Annotated in this window: 9 protein-coding genes; 3 read left to right on the top strand and 6 right to left on the bottom strand. The window is 58.9% G+C overall.

Features of this window, described 5'->3' with window-relative positions:
• Positions 1-3: 3 nt before the first annotated feature.
• From GIV35_RS09845 to GIV35_RS09855, 3 genes are all read left to right on the top strand, one after another.
• Positions 4-4,542 carry a SpvB/TcaC N-terminal domain-containing protein gene (locus tag GIV35_RS09845; RefSeq protein WP_236264629.1) on the top strand — a complete coding sequence of 1,513 codons (4,539 nt, stop codon included), beginning with the start codon at positions 4-6 and terminating at the stop codon, positions 4,540-4,542.
• Positions 4,539-7,235, top strand: coding sequence for an RHS repeat domain-containing protein (locus GIV35_RS09850; protein WP_236264630.1), 2,697 nt, complete (start codon positions 4,539-4,541; stop codon positions 7,233-7,235). The genes GIV35_RS09845 and GIV35_RS09850 overlap by 4 nt, the downstream gene beginning before the upstream one ends.
• 444 nt (positions 7,236-7,679) lie before the next feature.
• A complete protein-coding gene (locus tag GIV35_RS09855; RefSeq protein WP_105225823.1) occupies positions 7,680-8,144 on the top strand; it encodes a hypothetical protein in 465 nt (154 codons plus the stop codon).
• 128 nt (positions 8,145-8,272) lie between these two features.
• Here GIV35_RS09855 and GIV35_RS09860 read toward each other — a convergent pair whose 3' ends face one another.
• From GIV35_RS09860 to GIV35_RS09885, 6 genes are all read right to left on the bottom strand, one after another.
• A complete protein-coding gene (locus tag GIV35_RS09860; RefSeq protein ID WP_096143444.1) occupies positions 8,273-9,724 on the bottom strand; it encodes a mannose-1-phosphate guanylyltransferase/mannose-6-phosphate isomerase in 1,452 nt (483 codons plus the stop codon).
• A gap of 187 nt (positions 9,725-9,911) precedes the next feature.
• Positions 9,912-10,568 (bottom strand): alginate O-acetyltransferase AlgF, encoded by a 657-nt coding sequence (locus GIV35_RS09865; protein ID WP_032893493.1) that lies wholly within the window; start codon positions 10,566-10,568, stop codon positions 9,912-9,914.
• A gap of 17 nt (positions 10,569-10,585) precedes the next feature.
• Entirely contained in the window at positions 10,586-11,758 is a 1,173-nt protein-coding gene (locus GIV35_RS09870) for an alginate O-acetyltransferase (protein WP_223023302.1), read from the bottom strand.
• 11 nt (positions 11,759-11,769) lie between these two features.
• Positions 11,770-13,302, bottom strand: coding sequence for an MBOAT family O-acyltransferase (locus tag GIV35_RS09875; RefSeq protein ID WP_105225826.1), 1,533 nt, complete (start codon positions 13,300-13,302; stop codon positions 11,770-11,772).
• Between the two features lie 229 nt (positions 13,303-13,531).
• Complete coding sequence (locus tag GIV35_RS09880) at positions 13,532-14,641, bottom strand: mannuronate-specific alginate lyase (protein ID WP_236264631.1); 1,110 nt, start codon at positions 14,639-14,641, stop codon at positions 13,532-13,534.
• An 8-nt stretch (positions 14,642-14,649) separates the two neighbouring features.
• The gene (locus GIV35_RS09885; RefSeq protein ID WP_034128799.1) at positions 14,650-16,098 is read right to left on the bottom strand and encodes an alginate O-acetyltransferase; all 1,449 of its coding nucleotides are present in this window, start codon (positions 16,096-16,098) and stop codon (positions 14,650-14,652) included.
• Between the last annotated feature and the right edge of the window lie 8 nt (positions 16,099-16,106).

A 16,106-nucleotide genomic window follows, 5' to 3' on the forward strand; every position in this document is an offset into this window, starting at 1 on the left:
AGCATGGTGAACCATGACGAGTCGCTGCAAATCGCCGCGCCATCCCTGCCCAAGGGCGGTGGCGCCATCCAGAGTATCGGCAATGGCCTGGGACCGGTCGGTATCAGCGGTAGTGCATCGTTCGAGTTGCCCTTGCCAATCTCCCCCGGGCGGGGTTTTGCCCCGGACCTGACGCTGGGTTACAGCAGCACCAACGGCAACAGCTCGTTCGGAATAGGCTGGGGCAAGACGCCCAATGCGATCACTCGACGAACGTCCACAGGGGTGCCGGCGTATACCGATGAAGACGTGATCCTGGGGCCGGATGGGGAACCCTGGATGCCGGAGCGCAACCCGAGGACGGGTACAGAGGTTTCAAGGGTCGAGACGGCCTATAACGGCTTGCCGGTGGGGCCTTACACCGTTGTACGCTACTGGCCTCGCACCGAAGGCGCATTTGCACTGATCGAGCATTGGTCCGATACCGACGACCCGGGGGGGTTCTGGCTGATTCACAGCGCGGACGGCAATCTGCACCTGTACGGCAAAACCGCTGCTTCACGACGTGCCGACCCGGATGTCGATGCGCGTGTGGGCGAGTGGCTGCTCGAAGAAAGCCTCAACCCGCGTGGCGAGCACATTGTCTACCATTATCAGGCCGACGATCACGCAGGTGCCCAGCGTTACTTGAGCAAGGTGCTTTACGGCAATGCGCTCGCCGAGGACCAGCTGTATGCGTGGCGCGTTGAGGCTGGGCAAGGTGTGCTATGGCATTTTCATCTGGTGTTCGACCATGGTGAACGTCCTATTGCCCTCATGACCGCTCCCCCTTATGAGGCCACCCAGGCATGGCCTGGACGCAGCGATCCGTTCTCCAGCTACGCCTATGGTTTTGAGCTCAGGACGCGGCAACTGTGTCGGCAGGTGCTGATGTTCCACTACTTTCCCGATGAGCCAGACATGGGGCCGGCGCCCGTGCTGGTGCGCCGACTACTGCTTGAATATCGGCCATCGCCACTGGGTTATAGCCTGCTGCATGCTGCCCATGAACAAGCCATTGACCGGGCGGGGAAGGTACAGAGTCGGCCACCGTTGGAGTTCATCTATAACGCGTTCGAGCTCGCACCGGATCCACGGCGCTATCAGCCATTTGAAACAATGCCGGGTCTTGACGACGGTCAGCGTTATAAATTTGTCGACCTGTACGGCGAAGGTTTTCCGGGCATTTTGTATTCTGACGATAAAGCCTGTTACTACCGCGCACCTATGCGGGCCGAGGCGGCGAGCCACCCCGACGAAGTGGCCTATGACGATTGGCATGAGTTGCCAGAGATTCCGATAGCCGACCGCCTGCAGGCACCCCGACAGTTTTTAAGCGACCTCACTGGTGATGGCTGCCTTGAATGGGTCGTAGCCCAGCCTGGGCTGTGTGGTTTTTTTACCTGCAACCCGGACCGCAGTTGGTCGAGCTTCGCGACCGTGGATGCCTTCCCTCACGAGTTTTTCCATCCTCAGGGGCAATTGGCCAATCTGATGGGGGGCGGCTTGTCTGACTTGGCGATGATCGGCCCGCGCAGCGTACGTTTGTATGCCAACCAGCGGCAAGCGGGGTTTGCCCCCGCCACCCAGGTTAAGCGCAAGGAAGGCGAGGATGATCTGCCGTTGATCAGTAACGCCGCCACCGAGTTGGTCGCCTTCAGTGACGTGCTCGGCAGCGGCCAGCAGCATCTGATCCGCATCCGCCACGACCGGCTTGAATGCTGGCCCAACCTGGGGCGAGGCCGCTTTGGTAAAGGGTTCAGGTTCAGCACGCTGGGTTTTGCTTATGACGAGTTCGATGCATCGCGGGTCTTGCTCGCGGATCTGGACGGCTCCGGTGCCGCAGACCTGATCTACTTGAAAGCCGAGTGCGCGCTGGTGTTCATGAACCGTTGTGGCAACGGCTTTGACGACGCCGTCGAGCTTCCTTGGCCCAAAGACGTTCGCTATGACAGATTTTGCCAGGTGAGTACCGCTGACCTGCAAGGGCTGGGCTGCTCCAGTCTGGTGTTGACGGTGCCGCATATGTCGCCCATGCATTGGCGGTATGACTTTGTCGCAGCCAAACCCTATTTGTTATGTGCAACCCATAACAACCAGGGCGCCGCCGCGAGCGTGAAATATCGCAGTTCGGCCCAGGAGTGGCTGGATGAAAAGCAGCAATTGCTCGCGAGCAATCAACCGGCCGTGTGTCGTTTACCTTTCCCCGTGCCGGTGGTGAGTGAGCAGGTTCAATGTGACGAAATCACGGGTAATCGGCTGACGCAACGGTTCGAATATCGAAAAGGCTTTTACGACGGACAGGTACGAACGTTCCGAGGTTTTGCCCTGCTCCTGGCGACTGATACCGACGCTGCTGCCGAGGCATCACCGGAGTCGGGTTTCAGTGAGCCGGTATTGCGCAAGACCTGGTTTCATGTCGGACAGGTGATCGACCCAGCGTGCGATGAGTATTTCAACGGTGATCGGGCTGCTCACCCCTTGGGAGCAACCTTGCTTAGCCATTATCACGAAGCCGACGGTGTCGATGAACTTGTCGTACCCCAGGCCGATGAGTTGCCTGGCATGCTCCAAGCACTGGCAGGCCAGGTATTGCGTGTGGAAACCTATGGAGGGCGCAACGCAGGTGACGTCCCCTATAGCGTCGAGCAAAACCGCTACCTGGTACGCGTGCTGGATCGGCCAGTAGGCGGTCAATTCGCACCTTACAAGGTGATGCTGGCGTTATCGTTGGAGTCGATCGCCTACCAGTACGAGCAACAGGTCGATGACCCGCAGTGCCAGCACGGGATCAACCTGCGCTGGGATGCCTTTGGCAGCCTGACCCATGGCGTCAGGGTCAGTTATGCCCGGCGCCTGACGGCCCAGGATGATCCGGCCTGCCAGGTGGACCCGAATGAAATCACACCGCAGAAACGCTGGTGGTGTGATGCCCATGATTCGGCGCAGCAGGTTTACTACCTGAGTGAAAGCCTGGCGCGGTTTATTCACCTGACACACCCACAGGGCTGGCGTCTGGCCCTGCCTTTTCAGCAACGTGACAACGCGCTGGTGCTGGGTAAGGGCTCTGGTCCCAACGGCTTGCAACCCGATGCAATCAGCTATGAAGCCTTTATCGCGCAAGGCGCGGCAAACCCCTTGAATCCCCAAGCTCAGCGAACACTGGTGGGGCAGTCGGTGCAGCGCTACCGGGACTTGTCCGGGGTTCACCCGTTACCGGATGGCGAGGCCACGTTTCTGGCCTTGGCCGATGAGTTGGAAATTGCCGAGCTGGATGAGGCCGCGCTCAAGGCGTACGACTTGCTGCGCAATGACGAGGGTGAAATGCCGTTTGACCTGGAGCAAAAACTCCTGGAGGTCGGGTACCACAAAATGCGCCTGGTTCTGCCGTCCATCGACGGGGCGCAAGCGCCATTGTGGTCGGTCAAGCGCGGTTTCAATACCTACGCCGGCCTCGCGGGTTTCTATAACGTCATCACCGTGCAGCAAACCCGCAGTCATGGTGTGACCCATCTGAGTTACGACCCCTATGGCTGCCTGAATACTCGGGTACGCCTACCTGACGGCTGTGAGACGCGTGTGGATTCGATTGACTATCGCTTGCTGCAACCGGCGCGCATTATCGACCCCAATCAAAACACTCAGGAGGTGCTTTACGGGGCATTCGGCCAGGTGATCGCCACCAGTTTTTTCGGCACCGAACGTGGTCAACCCGTGGGCTTTGCGTCGCTCGATGACTACCGTCCTCCACTCGGCGGCACACCTGGCCAAATCATTGATGCACCGGCCGCGGCGTTGCAGGATGCCGCCACTGCGCACTTTGCCGACCCGTTCAGTTGGATGGGCCGAGTGCCTGACGCCGACCTGCAGGATCGCCAATGGCTGGACGAATGCGTAGCGCAGGGCGACCTGCTACCCAGCGGGCATATTCGTGTGTCGGCCCGTTTGCTCTCGCCATCCGATGCATTGACGCCCGCGCGACAACGCCTGTTGAGCTTGATCCCTCAGGTGCGCCGCGAGCCTGTTCACGCCGTTACCTTGCAGGCTGATCGCTACCCGCTTGATCCGGAAAAACAAATCCGCGTCGCCTTGAGCTGTTGGGACGGTTTCGGTCGCGCCTTGCAGAGCAAGCAAAAGGTCGAGCGAGGTTATGCCTACCATGTACAGGAAGATGGCTCGTTGGCGCTTGACGGCAATTGTCGGCCGGTGACGGTACAGGATGTTGAGCGCTGGCGGGTCAGCGAGCGGGTCGAGTACAACAACAAGGGGCTGATTGTGCGCATCTACAGGCCCTATTTTGCCGATCATCATCGCTACATCAACGATGTCAGCTTCAGGCAACACGGTTACAGCGACCGACAATTCTATGACCCGTTGGGCCGTCCTACTCGTACCGTCCTCGCCAAGGAGGACTACCTGCGGCGTCATACCTACTGGCCTTGGTACAGCATTTACGAGGATGAAAACGACACCTATGAAGAGGTGATGGCGATGAAAGAGGCCCGGGGGAAGACATTGCAATGACCGCCCTTGCGCTGCACCGGCAGACCCCAGGCCTGAGTGTGAGCGACCCTCGCGGGCTGACGGTGCGCACGGTGCGCTATTGGCGTGAGAGTGGGCGGGAGCAGGCGCAGGCAAGGAGCAGTCGTAGTGGCTTCGACGGTGCGGGCCGAGTCGTGGCCGAGTGGGACCCGCGTTTGGTGGAGCGGGCCAACCTGACGCAGGTTTACTCGCTTGGCAGCAAGGTACTGAGCTCCCACAGCGTTGATGCAGGATGGCGTGTCAGCCTGTTCACGCAGGCGGCTGAACAGGTGCAAGCGTGGGACGCTCGCGGTAATGAGCGACAGGTTGAATACGATAGTTTGCTAAGGCCTGTGGCGGTGTTCGAGCAAGCTGCGTGCGTCGAACGTCATCACTACGCCGATGCGTCGCCGCACTATGCCGCGCACAACCAATGCGGCCAGTTGATCCGCCACGACACCCCGGCTGGAACGCAGCATTTCAATGAGTTCGGCTTGACCGGCGCGGTGCTGGAACAGCATCAACACTTTCTGCAAAGCCTGGATATGCCCGATTGGCCACTGCCCCTTGATGAGAGAGATGATTTGCTTGAACAAGCAGCCGGTGCTCGCAGCGCTTTGCTGCTCAACCCGTTGGGCGATGTGCTGGAGCAAACCGATGCGCGGGGCAATCGGCAGCGTTTCACTCACACCATCGACGGCCGATTGCGCGAGGCCTGGCTGCAGCTGAAAAACGCGACCGCCGCGCAGCGGCTGGTACATGACATTCACTACAACGCTCAAGGACAGATAGAACAGCAAACGGCAGGCAACCAGGTCACCAGTCGGTTTGATTACTGCCCGAAAGACGGGCGATTGAACCGTCTGAGCGCTGCCGGGCCTAGCGACGAACCGCTACAGGATTTGCACTACGTCTATGACCCGGTGGGCAATATCCTTAGCCTTGAAGACAAGGCCCTGCCGGTGCGCTTCTTTGCCAACCAACGCATCGAGCCGATCAACCGCTATACCTACGACAGTCTTTACCAGTTGATCGAAGCCACCGGCTGGGAGGCCGGCAGCGCTAATCGCGGGCCTGCTCATCTCGAGGATCCGGCTGCCGTGGCTAACTATCGTCAAACCTATCGCTACGACGCTGGCGGCAATTTGCTCGAGCTGATCCACCACGGCCCACAGCAACATGGGCGTGTGTTGACGGCGGCCAAGCACAGTAATCGCTGCCTGCCCGAGGTGGAGGGGAGACCACCGACCGAAGCGGAGATCTCCGAAGGCTTCGATGCCAACGGCAACCTGTTGGTGTTGGATCGGGGCCGCATACTCAATTGGGATGTACGTAATCAACTGAGCCACGTGCATACCGTAGAGCGAACGTTGTGCCTGGATGACACCGAGCGCTATGTCTACGGTGCCGACGGCATGCGCCAGCGCAAGGTGCGCACGACGCAAACCAACGCCCGCACCTTGGTCAGTGAGACCCGATATCTACCAGGGCTGGAAACGCGCGATGGGGATGGCGAGAAACTGCACGTCGTCACCGTCCAGGCCGGCCGCACCACGGTGCAGGTGTTGCATTGGGAAGGCGCGGCGCCGCAGCAACTGGCGAATGATCAATACCGTTACACCCTTAGCGATCATCTGGGCTCTTGTTCGCTGGAACTGGACAGTGAAGCGCGGATCATCAGTCGCGAGACGTATCATCCGTTTGGTACGACGGCCTTCACGCAGAAGGGTGATTCGAGCGAAGAGAGTTATCGCACGTTGCGTTATTCGGGCAAGGAGCGGGATGCGACGGGGCTCTACTACTATGGGTTCAGGTACTACGTGCCGTGGTTACAGCGATGGAGTAATCCCGACCCTGCAGGTGAAGTGGATGGGCTTAATCGCTATGAGATGGTGCGCAATAACCCAGTGACGTTCACAGATATCCTTGGGCTTTCACCCACCGTGTGGTTTACCTATGTTGATGGTCAAGAGCGGGCGTTAAGTGATAATGAACTGAGAGCTGCGTTTAGCGATGGGACACCTAAGATCATATTCTCGGGGGATGGCCACGCCAGTCCCTCATTTGCTTACGCCTCGGATATACCTGATGTAATGGCTGCAAACAGAAACGGTGCACTAAGTTTGTATGTGGAAGCCACTCCAACTGACGCAGCCATTAAGGTTGAAAAATTCATTCCTGAATTTATCGACAAAAATAAAAGCGCGGTGATTGGGTGGGAACCAGAAGAACTCTCGACTTCGATGCTAGAGCTCTTTATCATCGCGATGGATCATTCTGAGTCGAGTGTAATCTCGTCGGGCGCGGTTTTGGATGATGTCGAGATGCTTGGAGCGAAAGCTACCAGCCAGTTATTTATGCAGGCTGAAGAGTTAGCCAAGGAGTTTTCATTGGTTATTTCAGACTTTACAAAGCCGGAAGGTTATCCCGAGAGCACCGTTGAGCGATTAAGAACTATCACCTCGTCGGTTTGGAGGGATGAATTCATTAACCCGTATCTGGCGGAAAAAGTCGGGGTTGAGGCGAGTGCAAATAATGACCGTACATTTATGGTTTCAGTAGGGTTTGCCCATCTGGATGTTCGCTACAATCCGGTTCAGCAGATATTGAACGAAATAAGAGAGACTCATGGCTTTCAACAACGAATCTTTTTTAATCGATCCAACAACCCTATAGTAGTTAAAGCAGAGCAATAATTTTTAATCAGTAATGGGTGTTTGCACTCAGTAAAAGCGTTCCCGCCACTAGCGATGGATCAGTGGTGTGCTGTCTGCCGACATCATGAGCCCACAAAGTTTTTCCGTAATCTATGGGGGCCGTCAAGCTGTGAAAAGGGCTCCCGAAGAAGACTGAACAGGCACCGCAAAGCCCAAATAAAAAGCCCCCACCCAACCCACTCATAGCTGACATGGATCTTCTGAAAAAGAAGGGATTCTATGAATCTCTGAGGCCGTCAAACCTCATCACGAATGCGTCGTGGTAGGCGCAAGGATCGGCAAGATGAGGGCAAGGGTCAACGTAGGTCATTGCACCCGACGATGTGGGAACCGGTTTGAATAACTTGCCACACAGTTTGCGCAAGGAGGCTTGGTTGATCAACGACGGAACCCAACGTTGCACTTATACAATGTGAGTTTTTTATGAATATTTCAGACGCCGCTGTAAGCCTGTCCACCCCTCTCAGCGTGTCCGCACCAGCGGAGGCCTCCAGCCAGGCAGGACACGTGCAAGCGAGTGCCGCCCCCCTCGAATCGCGCTCGGGGCCGCGTATGCAAAGTATGGGGCTTACGAGCTTGCGGCAAACTGTGCTGCAAGGCCTCGGCGATACAATTCGTTCGCATGTTTTGCCATCCTCAGTACTTCATAGCACCGACAGTTCGAAAGACAAAGCCTATGGGGCCGCGTTGACGTTCGTTGGCGGGATGGCGAAGGTGGCCGGCAAGAAGATGGCAAGCTCAGGTGGCCTTTCCTCGAAAGTCGCAGGTTCGGCGCTGATGTGGGGGGGTAAAGCGGCGGAGAAAATCGGCAAGAACACGTATAAAAATGCTGAACCCAAGGAGGACGGCAATTACAACGCGTTTGCACCGCGTAACTGGGTTCGTTAAAAACAGGCCTGACACCCAGCGAGGGGCTTTCTGTCTGTTTTGATGGTCATTGAACCGAAAAGCCCCCACCCAATCCACTGCGGATAGGGGACGCAATGGGCTGGGCGAGGGCTTCTTGTACGACTGTTTTACTGCGCGATAGTTTTCACCGATACACCACGTTCAACCGGTGTCGAGCGACCGTAGATATCTTCGAAGCGCTCGATATCGTCCTCACCCAAATAGCTGCCCGATTGCACTTCGATGATCTCCAACGGGATCTTGCCCGGGTTGCGCAGGCGGTGCACCGAGGCGATCGGGATGTAGGTGGACTGGTTTTCGCAGAGCAGGAACACGTTGTCGTCACAGGTGACTTCGGCGGTGCCGCTGACCACGATCCAGTGTTCGGCGCGGTGGTGGTGCATCTGCAGCGACAGGCACGCGCCCGGCTTGACCGAGATGTGCTTGACCTGGAAGCGTCCGCCCATGTCCACCGAGTCATAAGAGCCCCAAGGACGGTAGACTTCGCAGTGGTTCTGGGTTTCGCTGCGGCCTTGTTCGTTGAGGGTGTTGACCATCTGCTTGACGCCCTGGACCTTGTCCTTGTGGGCAATCATCATCGCGTCCTTGGTTTCCACCACCACGATGTTGTCCAGGCCGATCACCGACACCAGTTTGCCGTTGCCATGCACCATGCAGTTGCGGCTGTCCTGGATCACTACATCGCCTTTGCTCACGTTACCGTTGGCGTCTTTATCGTTGACCGCCCACAGCGAAGCCCAGCAGCCCACGTCGCTCCAACCGGCTGCCAGCGGGACTACGCAGGCGCGCTGGGTTTTTTCCATCACGGCGTAGTCGATGGAGTTGTCCGGGCAGCACGCGAACGTGGAGTCGTCAAAGGTCACGGTGTCGGCGGTCTGCTCGCTGCGTTCCAGGGTCAGCACGCAGGTGTCATAGATATCCGGGTCGTGCTTTTTCAGCTCTTCGAGGAAGCGGCTGGCGCGGAACAGGAACATGCCGCTGTTCCAGAAGTAGCCACCGCTTTTGACGAACTCGATTGCACGTTTTTCATCGGGTTTCTCCACGAACTGCTGCACGCGGCTCACGCCTTCAGGCAGCAGCGAGTCGTTGGTGGACTTGATGTAGCCGTAGCCGGTTTCCGGGCGGGTGGCCGGCACGCCGAACAGCACCATCTCGCCACGCTCGGCGGCCACGGTGGCCAGGGCCAGTGCGCGTTGCAGGGCTTTCTGGTCGTCGATCACGTGGTCGGCGGGCAGTACCAGCATCAGCTCGTCACGGCCTTCGTTGACCAGCATCATCGCGGTCAGGGCCACGGCTGGCGCGGTGTTGCGGCCAAAGGGTTCCATCAGGATGCGCTGGCATTCGAGCTTGCGCGCGCTCAGTTGCTCGTTGACGATGAAACGGTGGTCCTTGTTGCAGACCACGATGGGGGCGTCCATACCTTCGAACACCAGGCGCTCCAGGGTTTGCTGGAACAAGGTGTGCTCGCCAGTCAGGGCCAGGAACTGCTTGGGGAACTGTTTACGGGAAAGCGGCCAAAGACGTGAGCCGCTACCACCGGAAAGGATTACTGGGATCATGGGTGTTTCTCCTTGAATCGATATGGGTCAGAGCTACGAAGGTTTGTCGTTTCACTCTTGTTTTTGTCTCGGTCCTGAGTTGAACCCCGGTCAGTGTGGGAGCTGGCTTGCCTGCGATGGCGCCTACAAGACCGCCATCGCAGGCAAGCCAGCTCCCACAAGGGGGCGTGTCAACTCAGGGAAATAATCAGCGGGTCGACACTGGGCGTTTCACCCACACTGGCGACAGGCTCGAGCCCGAACCGGTGACATACAGCACCGCCGCTTCACCGCGTTCCAACGCAACCGGCTTCACATCGCCGACTTTCTTGTCACCGTCATACAACGCCAGGCTCACTTTCACCGGGTTGATCTCACGTTCGCCACGGCCCTTGGCAGCCACCGACTTGACTACATCGGTCTTGCCATCGGCGGTTTTCAGGGTCAGAGCCTTGTCGCTGAGGTTCTGCACGCGCACCAGGGATTTCTGCTTGTTCTTGAACGGGGGTTCTTCAATCAACTGCGGCTGGCCGCTGCCACTGTTGACCAGGGTGTAGTAGTGGTCGGCAGCCAGCTTGACCGGCAGGGTCTGGCTGCCGACCTTGGCGCTGTAGTCACCGCCCGGCATGAAGCTGAAGTCGCTGCTGGCCAGTGGCGCAACGTCGCTGAGGTTGGTGCTGCCGACGGTGGCGCTGACTTCCTGGTTGCTGGCGTTGTAGATACGTACAAAGCTGGAGCCTTTTGGTGCAGTCGGGCCGTACAGGGCGGCGTCACCGGCAGCGAAGGCCGACAGGGATACGAAGCTCAAGCCCGCTGCGATAGCCAGGGTTTTAGCGAGACGACGAGGAGTAGTAGTGAAAGTCATTGTGAGTTACCTCTCTTTCAGTTTTGCGCCCGGTCGGGCGTCTCGGATTTAGATGTGTTGATTGCCAGGTTCTGTTGGCGCGAACCGGCTTGTTTAAGCTGCGCAACCCAGGCTGGGTCGGCATCACCGATTTCGTTATTCACGGGCAGATAACGTTCAGGAAACTCCCAGATCAGCACCTGGGGCGGGCTGTTCTTGAAGTCATCACTTTTGAGATAGCTGAGCATCGGCAGGATCGGGCCATGGCCGTCTTCGGCGTAGCTGACCACGTCGCTGTGCAAGGCTTGCTTGAGCGCACCGACGAAGTTCCAGTTGGGGTTGGCGCTGTAGCTGGTGCCGACCAGTGCCACCGGGGTTTCGCTGTCGCTGAACAGCGCGTCATCACCTTTCTCTTCGGCCAGGTGGGTGACGCGTTTTTCCAGCGGCTCTTTAGGTGGCATCAGGTTTTCGAACAGCGGGTCCAGGGGCAGGAACAAACGCAGGTCACCTTTATGCGGCTCGGTTTTCTCGGCCTCGGTGACAAAGCGCTGCGGCTCGCCGCTCAGTGGGGTCTTGTCGGCAATCGCCTTGGCCAATTGCTTGGCGGCGACTTCGGCACCGTCCGGGGTCCAGTGGGTATCGGTACGCAGGAACACCTGCTCGCCGGCGAGCTTGGCCTGTTGCAGCGGGCCGAGCAGGTCTGGCGCCGGGATGTTGTCTGCCGCCACGCGGGCGTGGAAGTCCTGGTACAGGTTGGCGTGGATGCTCGCCGGTTGCACTTCACCCAGGTGTTCCGGATACAGGCGCACCTTGGCCGGCACGATCGCCATCACCAGTTGGATGCCCTGGGCCTTGAGCTTCTGGCGTACGCCTTCGACCAGCGCGTAGTTGCCTTGCAGGTTCTGGTCTTCGTTGACGGCGGGGTTGAATTCCTCGTCGCTGTACAACCAGTGATCACGGCCCAGCACCACGCCAGGGCGGCCTTCATTGAACAGCTTGTAGTCCAGCGCTGCCCACAGGTTGGTGCCCAGGCGCTTGATCGGGAACTCGTCGTCGTAGTGAGTCTCGACGGCTTTGGTCCAGCGACCGTTGAGCACGGTGGCATCGGCGTTGGTGCTGAAGCCGAAGAAACTGCGCAGCGACCAGGCGCCCAGTGCCAGCAACAGCACCAGGAACAGGCTTATGTAGAGGACGCGTAATGAACGGGTCATGGTCGGCTCCCTCAGAATTGGAAGTAAAGGAACGGCGAGAAACTCTGCGCCGACAGTTTCAGGATCGACGCCACGAACAGCAGTAGCACCGCAGCGCGCATGGCGTAGCGTGGCCAGTCAGCGGTCCAGTAGGCCGGTTGCACGGCAGCGTCACGGCCTACGCTGAAACCGGGCTCGTGGATGCTGCCAGGGTTATCGCCGGGTACGGCCTTGATCAGGCTCGGGTCGGCTGGCTTGGACTTGTCGGCAGGGCGGTTGGTGTAGAAGTCGCGCAGACCGAAAAACGCCAGCGTTGCGTAGGCCACGACCAGGGTTGCCACTTGCAGGCCGGTAAGGTTGGCGCGGTTGAGTTCCGACAGTGACCACTCGCTGAAGCTGAACATCGCACCGTACATACGCCCGGCAACGTGCAGGTTTTCGGCGCGGAAAATCACCCAGCCCATTACCACCAGCAGGAAGGTAAAGGCCCAGCGCAGCACATTGAAACTGCGCGGCGCGGTGTTCAGGCCGATGGCTTTTTCAATCGCCAGCCACATGCCGTGCCAGGCGCCCCACACGATGTAGGTGATGTTGGCGCCGTGCCACAGGCCACCGAGCAGCATGGTCAGGAACAGGTTGCGGTAAGTCGTCAGGGTGCCTTTGCGGTTGCCGCCCAGGGTGATGTACAGGTAGTCACGCAGCCAGGTGGACAGGCTGATGTGCCAGCGCCGCCAGAACTCGGTGATCGACTGACTGATGTAGGGCTGCTTGAAGTTTTCCATGAAGCGAAAACCCATCATCAAGCCCAAGCCAATGGCCATGTCGCTGTAGCCGGAGAAGTCGAAGTACAGCTGCGCGGTGTAGGCCAGCGCGCCGAGCCAGGCATCGCCTGTGGTGGGGTTTTGCAGGGCGAAGCAATGGTCGGCCACCACCGCCAGGGTGTCGGCAATAAAGACCTTCTTGATGAAACCCTGCATGAACCGCGTGCAGCCCTCGGAGAATTTATCCAGGGTGTGGGTGCGGTTGTTGAACTGGTCGGCCAGGTCGCGAAAGCGCAGCACGGGACCGGCGATCAGGTGCGGGAAGATCGCCACGAACGCCGCAAAGTCGATGAGGTTGCGGGTCGCCGGGGTATCGCCACGGTACACGTCGATGATGTAGCTGATGGACTCGAAGATGTAGAACGAGATCCCGATCGGCAACAGCACGTGAGTGAGGATGAACGGCTCCAGGCCCGCGGACTTCATCATCACATTGATGCTGTCGACGCCGAAGTTGGCGTACTTGAAATAGCCGAGGATGCACAGGTCGACCGCCACGCCGAGCAACAGCCAGCGCTGCGCCGGCTTGGTGCGCACACCGGCGGCACCGACCTTGAGGCCGATCCAGTAGTTCCACAGCGTGACGGCCGCGAACAGCGCCAGGAAGTCCACTCGCCACCAGGCGTAGAACACGTAGCTGGCAATCAGCAGCAGCAGATTGCGATAGCGTTGCCCGCTCAAATAGTACAAGCCGAGGAAGATCGGCAAGAACAGAAACAGGAACACATTGGACGAGAAAACCATCCCGATCTCTCCATGTTTAACCAACAGTCAAGGGCCAGAGCCCCCCCAAACCCCCCCCACGATTTAGGGGGAGGCTGTATTGCAATTTCACTGAAGGAACCGGGTTAACGGTGGGAGCTGGCTTGCCTGCGATGGCGGTGTTTCAGTCGACATCAATGTTGAATGTCAGGCCCCTATCGCAGGCAAGCCAGCTCCCACAGTTGGACCGAGTCCAACCGGGAGCTATGTATCAGCTGCCTTTGTTGCCTTTTTCATGCGCCGGGTCGTAGACCTTGGTCAGGTCACCGCCCAGGCGGAAGGTCTTGAACGGTTGCATGCCATGCTTGCGCTCGATCACTTCCGGGGCGCAGGTGTAGAGGGTGCAGAAGGGCTCAAGCCAGGCAAATTTCATGTCTTCCTTGAGGTCCTTCATGTCCTGCTCTTTGCCGTTCTTCTGCTCGAAGATGTCCGGGTCTTTCATCCCCGCCAGCACCTTGTCGCCCAGGCGCTTGAGCGCGCTGTTGTTTTCCTGGCGCAGGTCCACGCCGTTGACCAGGGCAAAGCTGGCGATCATCGACAGCGGCGGCAGGGCGTAGTTGTGGTACGACAGGGCGCGTTGCTGGCGCTTCAATTCGTTCGGCAAGAAACCCTGGTCATCGACCTGGTTCACGCCGACCTTGTATTCCTTCACCGCCCAATCAAACAGGTCGCGGCGGTTGGTAGCGATGGACGTTGCCATCACCGACCAGGCGGCCCAGTAGGAGTGGTTGTTGGTTTTTTCCAGGGGCAGGTTGTCCCAGTCGCTCACCACCTGGTCGGCCAGCTTGTTGAACCAGGCTTCGATTTGCTGGGCTTCCTGCGGGTGCTGGGCCAGCGGCTGCGACTCGGAGAACTTCAAGCGCACATAGGCCGAGGCCATGCTGCCCAATGCCCATTTGCGCATGGACTTGCCGGTGTGGTTGAAGTCCTTGGACATCAACGCATCCGCCTTGGCCCATGACACCAGCCAGTTGAGCGTGCATTCGAGCTGCTGCGGGCGACCGTCACGCATGAACTGCATCACGCGCTTGCTGGTGTCTTTTTCCAGCTTGGTGATGTCGGCGGTGCTGTCGCGAAAGGCTTTTTCCGACTGCACATTCAGGGTCGAACGGGCCTTGTCGGAGCCTTCGTACTTGCTGCGAAACTGCAATGGCCCGGTGTAGGGCGTTGGCATGCTGTCGCAATCATTCTTGAAGTCGCCGGTCTTGAACGCTTCGATCGGTGCGAAATAGCCCTGAGGCGGGCGCAACGGCGCGGCCGCATTCACGGAGCCGGCAAACACGGCCAGGCCCAGCAGGGTAGGGAGCAATAACTTTTGCATAAGTAACCTCACTTCCCGAGTTGGGCGGTCTGCTGACCACCGCTTGGGAATACGTTGCGTGTGCAAATTTTCGCTTCAACCTTCTGCGCCGCAGCGCCCGCTTCGGGGCCCTGCACTTCCACGGCCAGCAAGTTCTGCGAGGCCCAGTCTTCATCGGTGCGCAGTTCAAAGGCGAAACGCCCGTCTGTATCGGATGTTTCGGGTTTCTCGATCTTGATGTCCTCGTGGCGCCCGTTCATGTACCAGAGGGTGGCTTGCAAGGTTTTCACCGACGGATCGGCGAAGCGGATATCGACCTGATGGTTGGCGTTGCGCAGGTCTTTGTTGGCGCTGTTGACCATCAGTTCGTTTTTGCCCGGTTTGAGCGTGGTGCTGGCCGACATCTGCGCGGTCTTGCCTTCGCAACCGTTGTCCAGCAGCGCCATCATCTGGCGGTAGATGGTTTCCTGGTCGAGGCGGTACAGCGGCGAGAATTCCCAGATCAGTATCTTCGGTGGGCTCTTCTGGAATTCATCGCTGCCCAGGTACTGCAGCATCGAGCCTTCCAGGCCACCGCCGGGGAAGGCGACGTTGAGGATGTCAGCGCCGATTTCTTCTTCCAGGAAGCCGGCGAAGTTGTAGTTCTTGCCGCTGTGGCTGGTGCCCACCAGGGTGATCTGCGGGTTGCCCGAATCGCCGAACAGGTCGCCGTCACCGGCTTCGCCCTTGGGCTCGGTGGTGAACTGGTCCATGTACTGGATCGCATAGCTGGTGCCGCACAGTTGCCCGGCCATGTTGTGCAGGGTGCCGGTCTTGCCCATGCGGCCCGAGCGCTTGGTCTCGAATTCACGCTTGGGAATCTCGGCATATTCCGGCATCTGCTTGACCTTGGCCGCGACGATTTTCGCGGTGCGCTGGGCGCCGTATGGGGTCCAGTGCTGGTCGCCACGGAAGTAGAAATCGTGGGCCGGCAACTCATCTGGCAGTTGCTCGTTGGTCAGCGGCGACAAGTCTGGCACCACGTAGCCCATCTTGGCGAAGCGGCCGAGCATGGTTTTGTAGTTGGTCAGGGCCTTGTCGAAATCGTACTTGGCCTTTTCCTCGGGGTTGAGCTTGTTGCGGTTCACCAGGCCACGGGTTGGCTGGTAGACGACCACCAGTTCCACGCCCTTGCTCTTGAACGCATCGTGCAACTGCTGCATGCGCTTGTAGCCGGCCGGGGTGGTGTCGAACTCGGTGCGCAGGTCTTCCTGGGTACGGAACAGCCAGTCGCCCTGGGCTTGCACCAAGGTGGTGAAGTTCTGTTGGTAGCGCGTGGTGTAGTTCTTCGCGTCATGGGCGGCCGGGCACAGGCTGCAGCACGGTTCGGCGGTGAAGGTAGGCGCTTTGACTTCATCGGCGCGTACGCCCTGGCTGGCCGCCAGCAGGCCGAGGGTCAGACCCGAGAGGCTCAGCAGTTTGATCATGTGTGGGTGCATAAGGGTCA

This window comes from Pseudomonas sp. PA-1-6B, from assembly GCF_021609545.1.
GTDB classification, from domain to species: domain Bacteria; phylum Pseudomonadota; class Gammaproteobacteria; order Pseudomonadales; family Pseudomonadaceae; genus Aquipseudomonas; species Aquipseudomonas fluorescens_BV.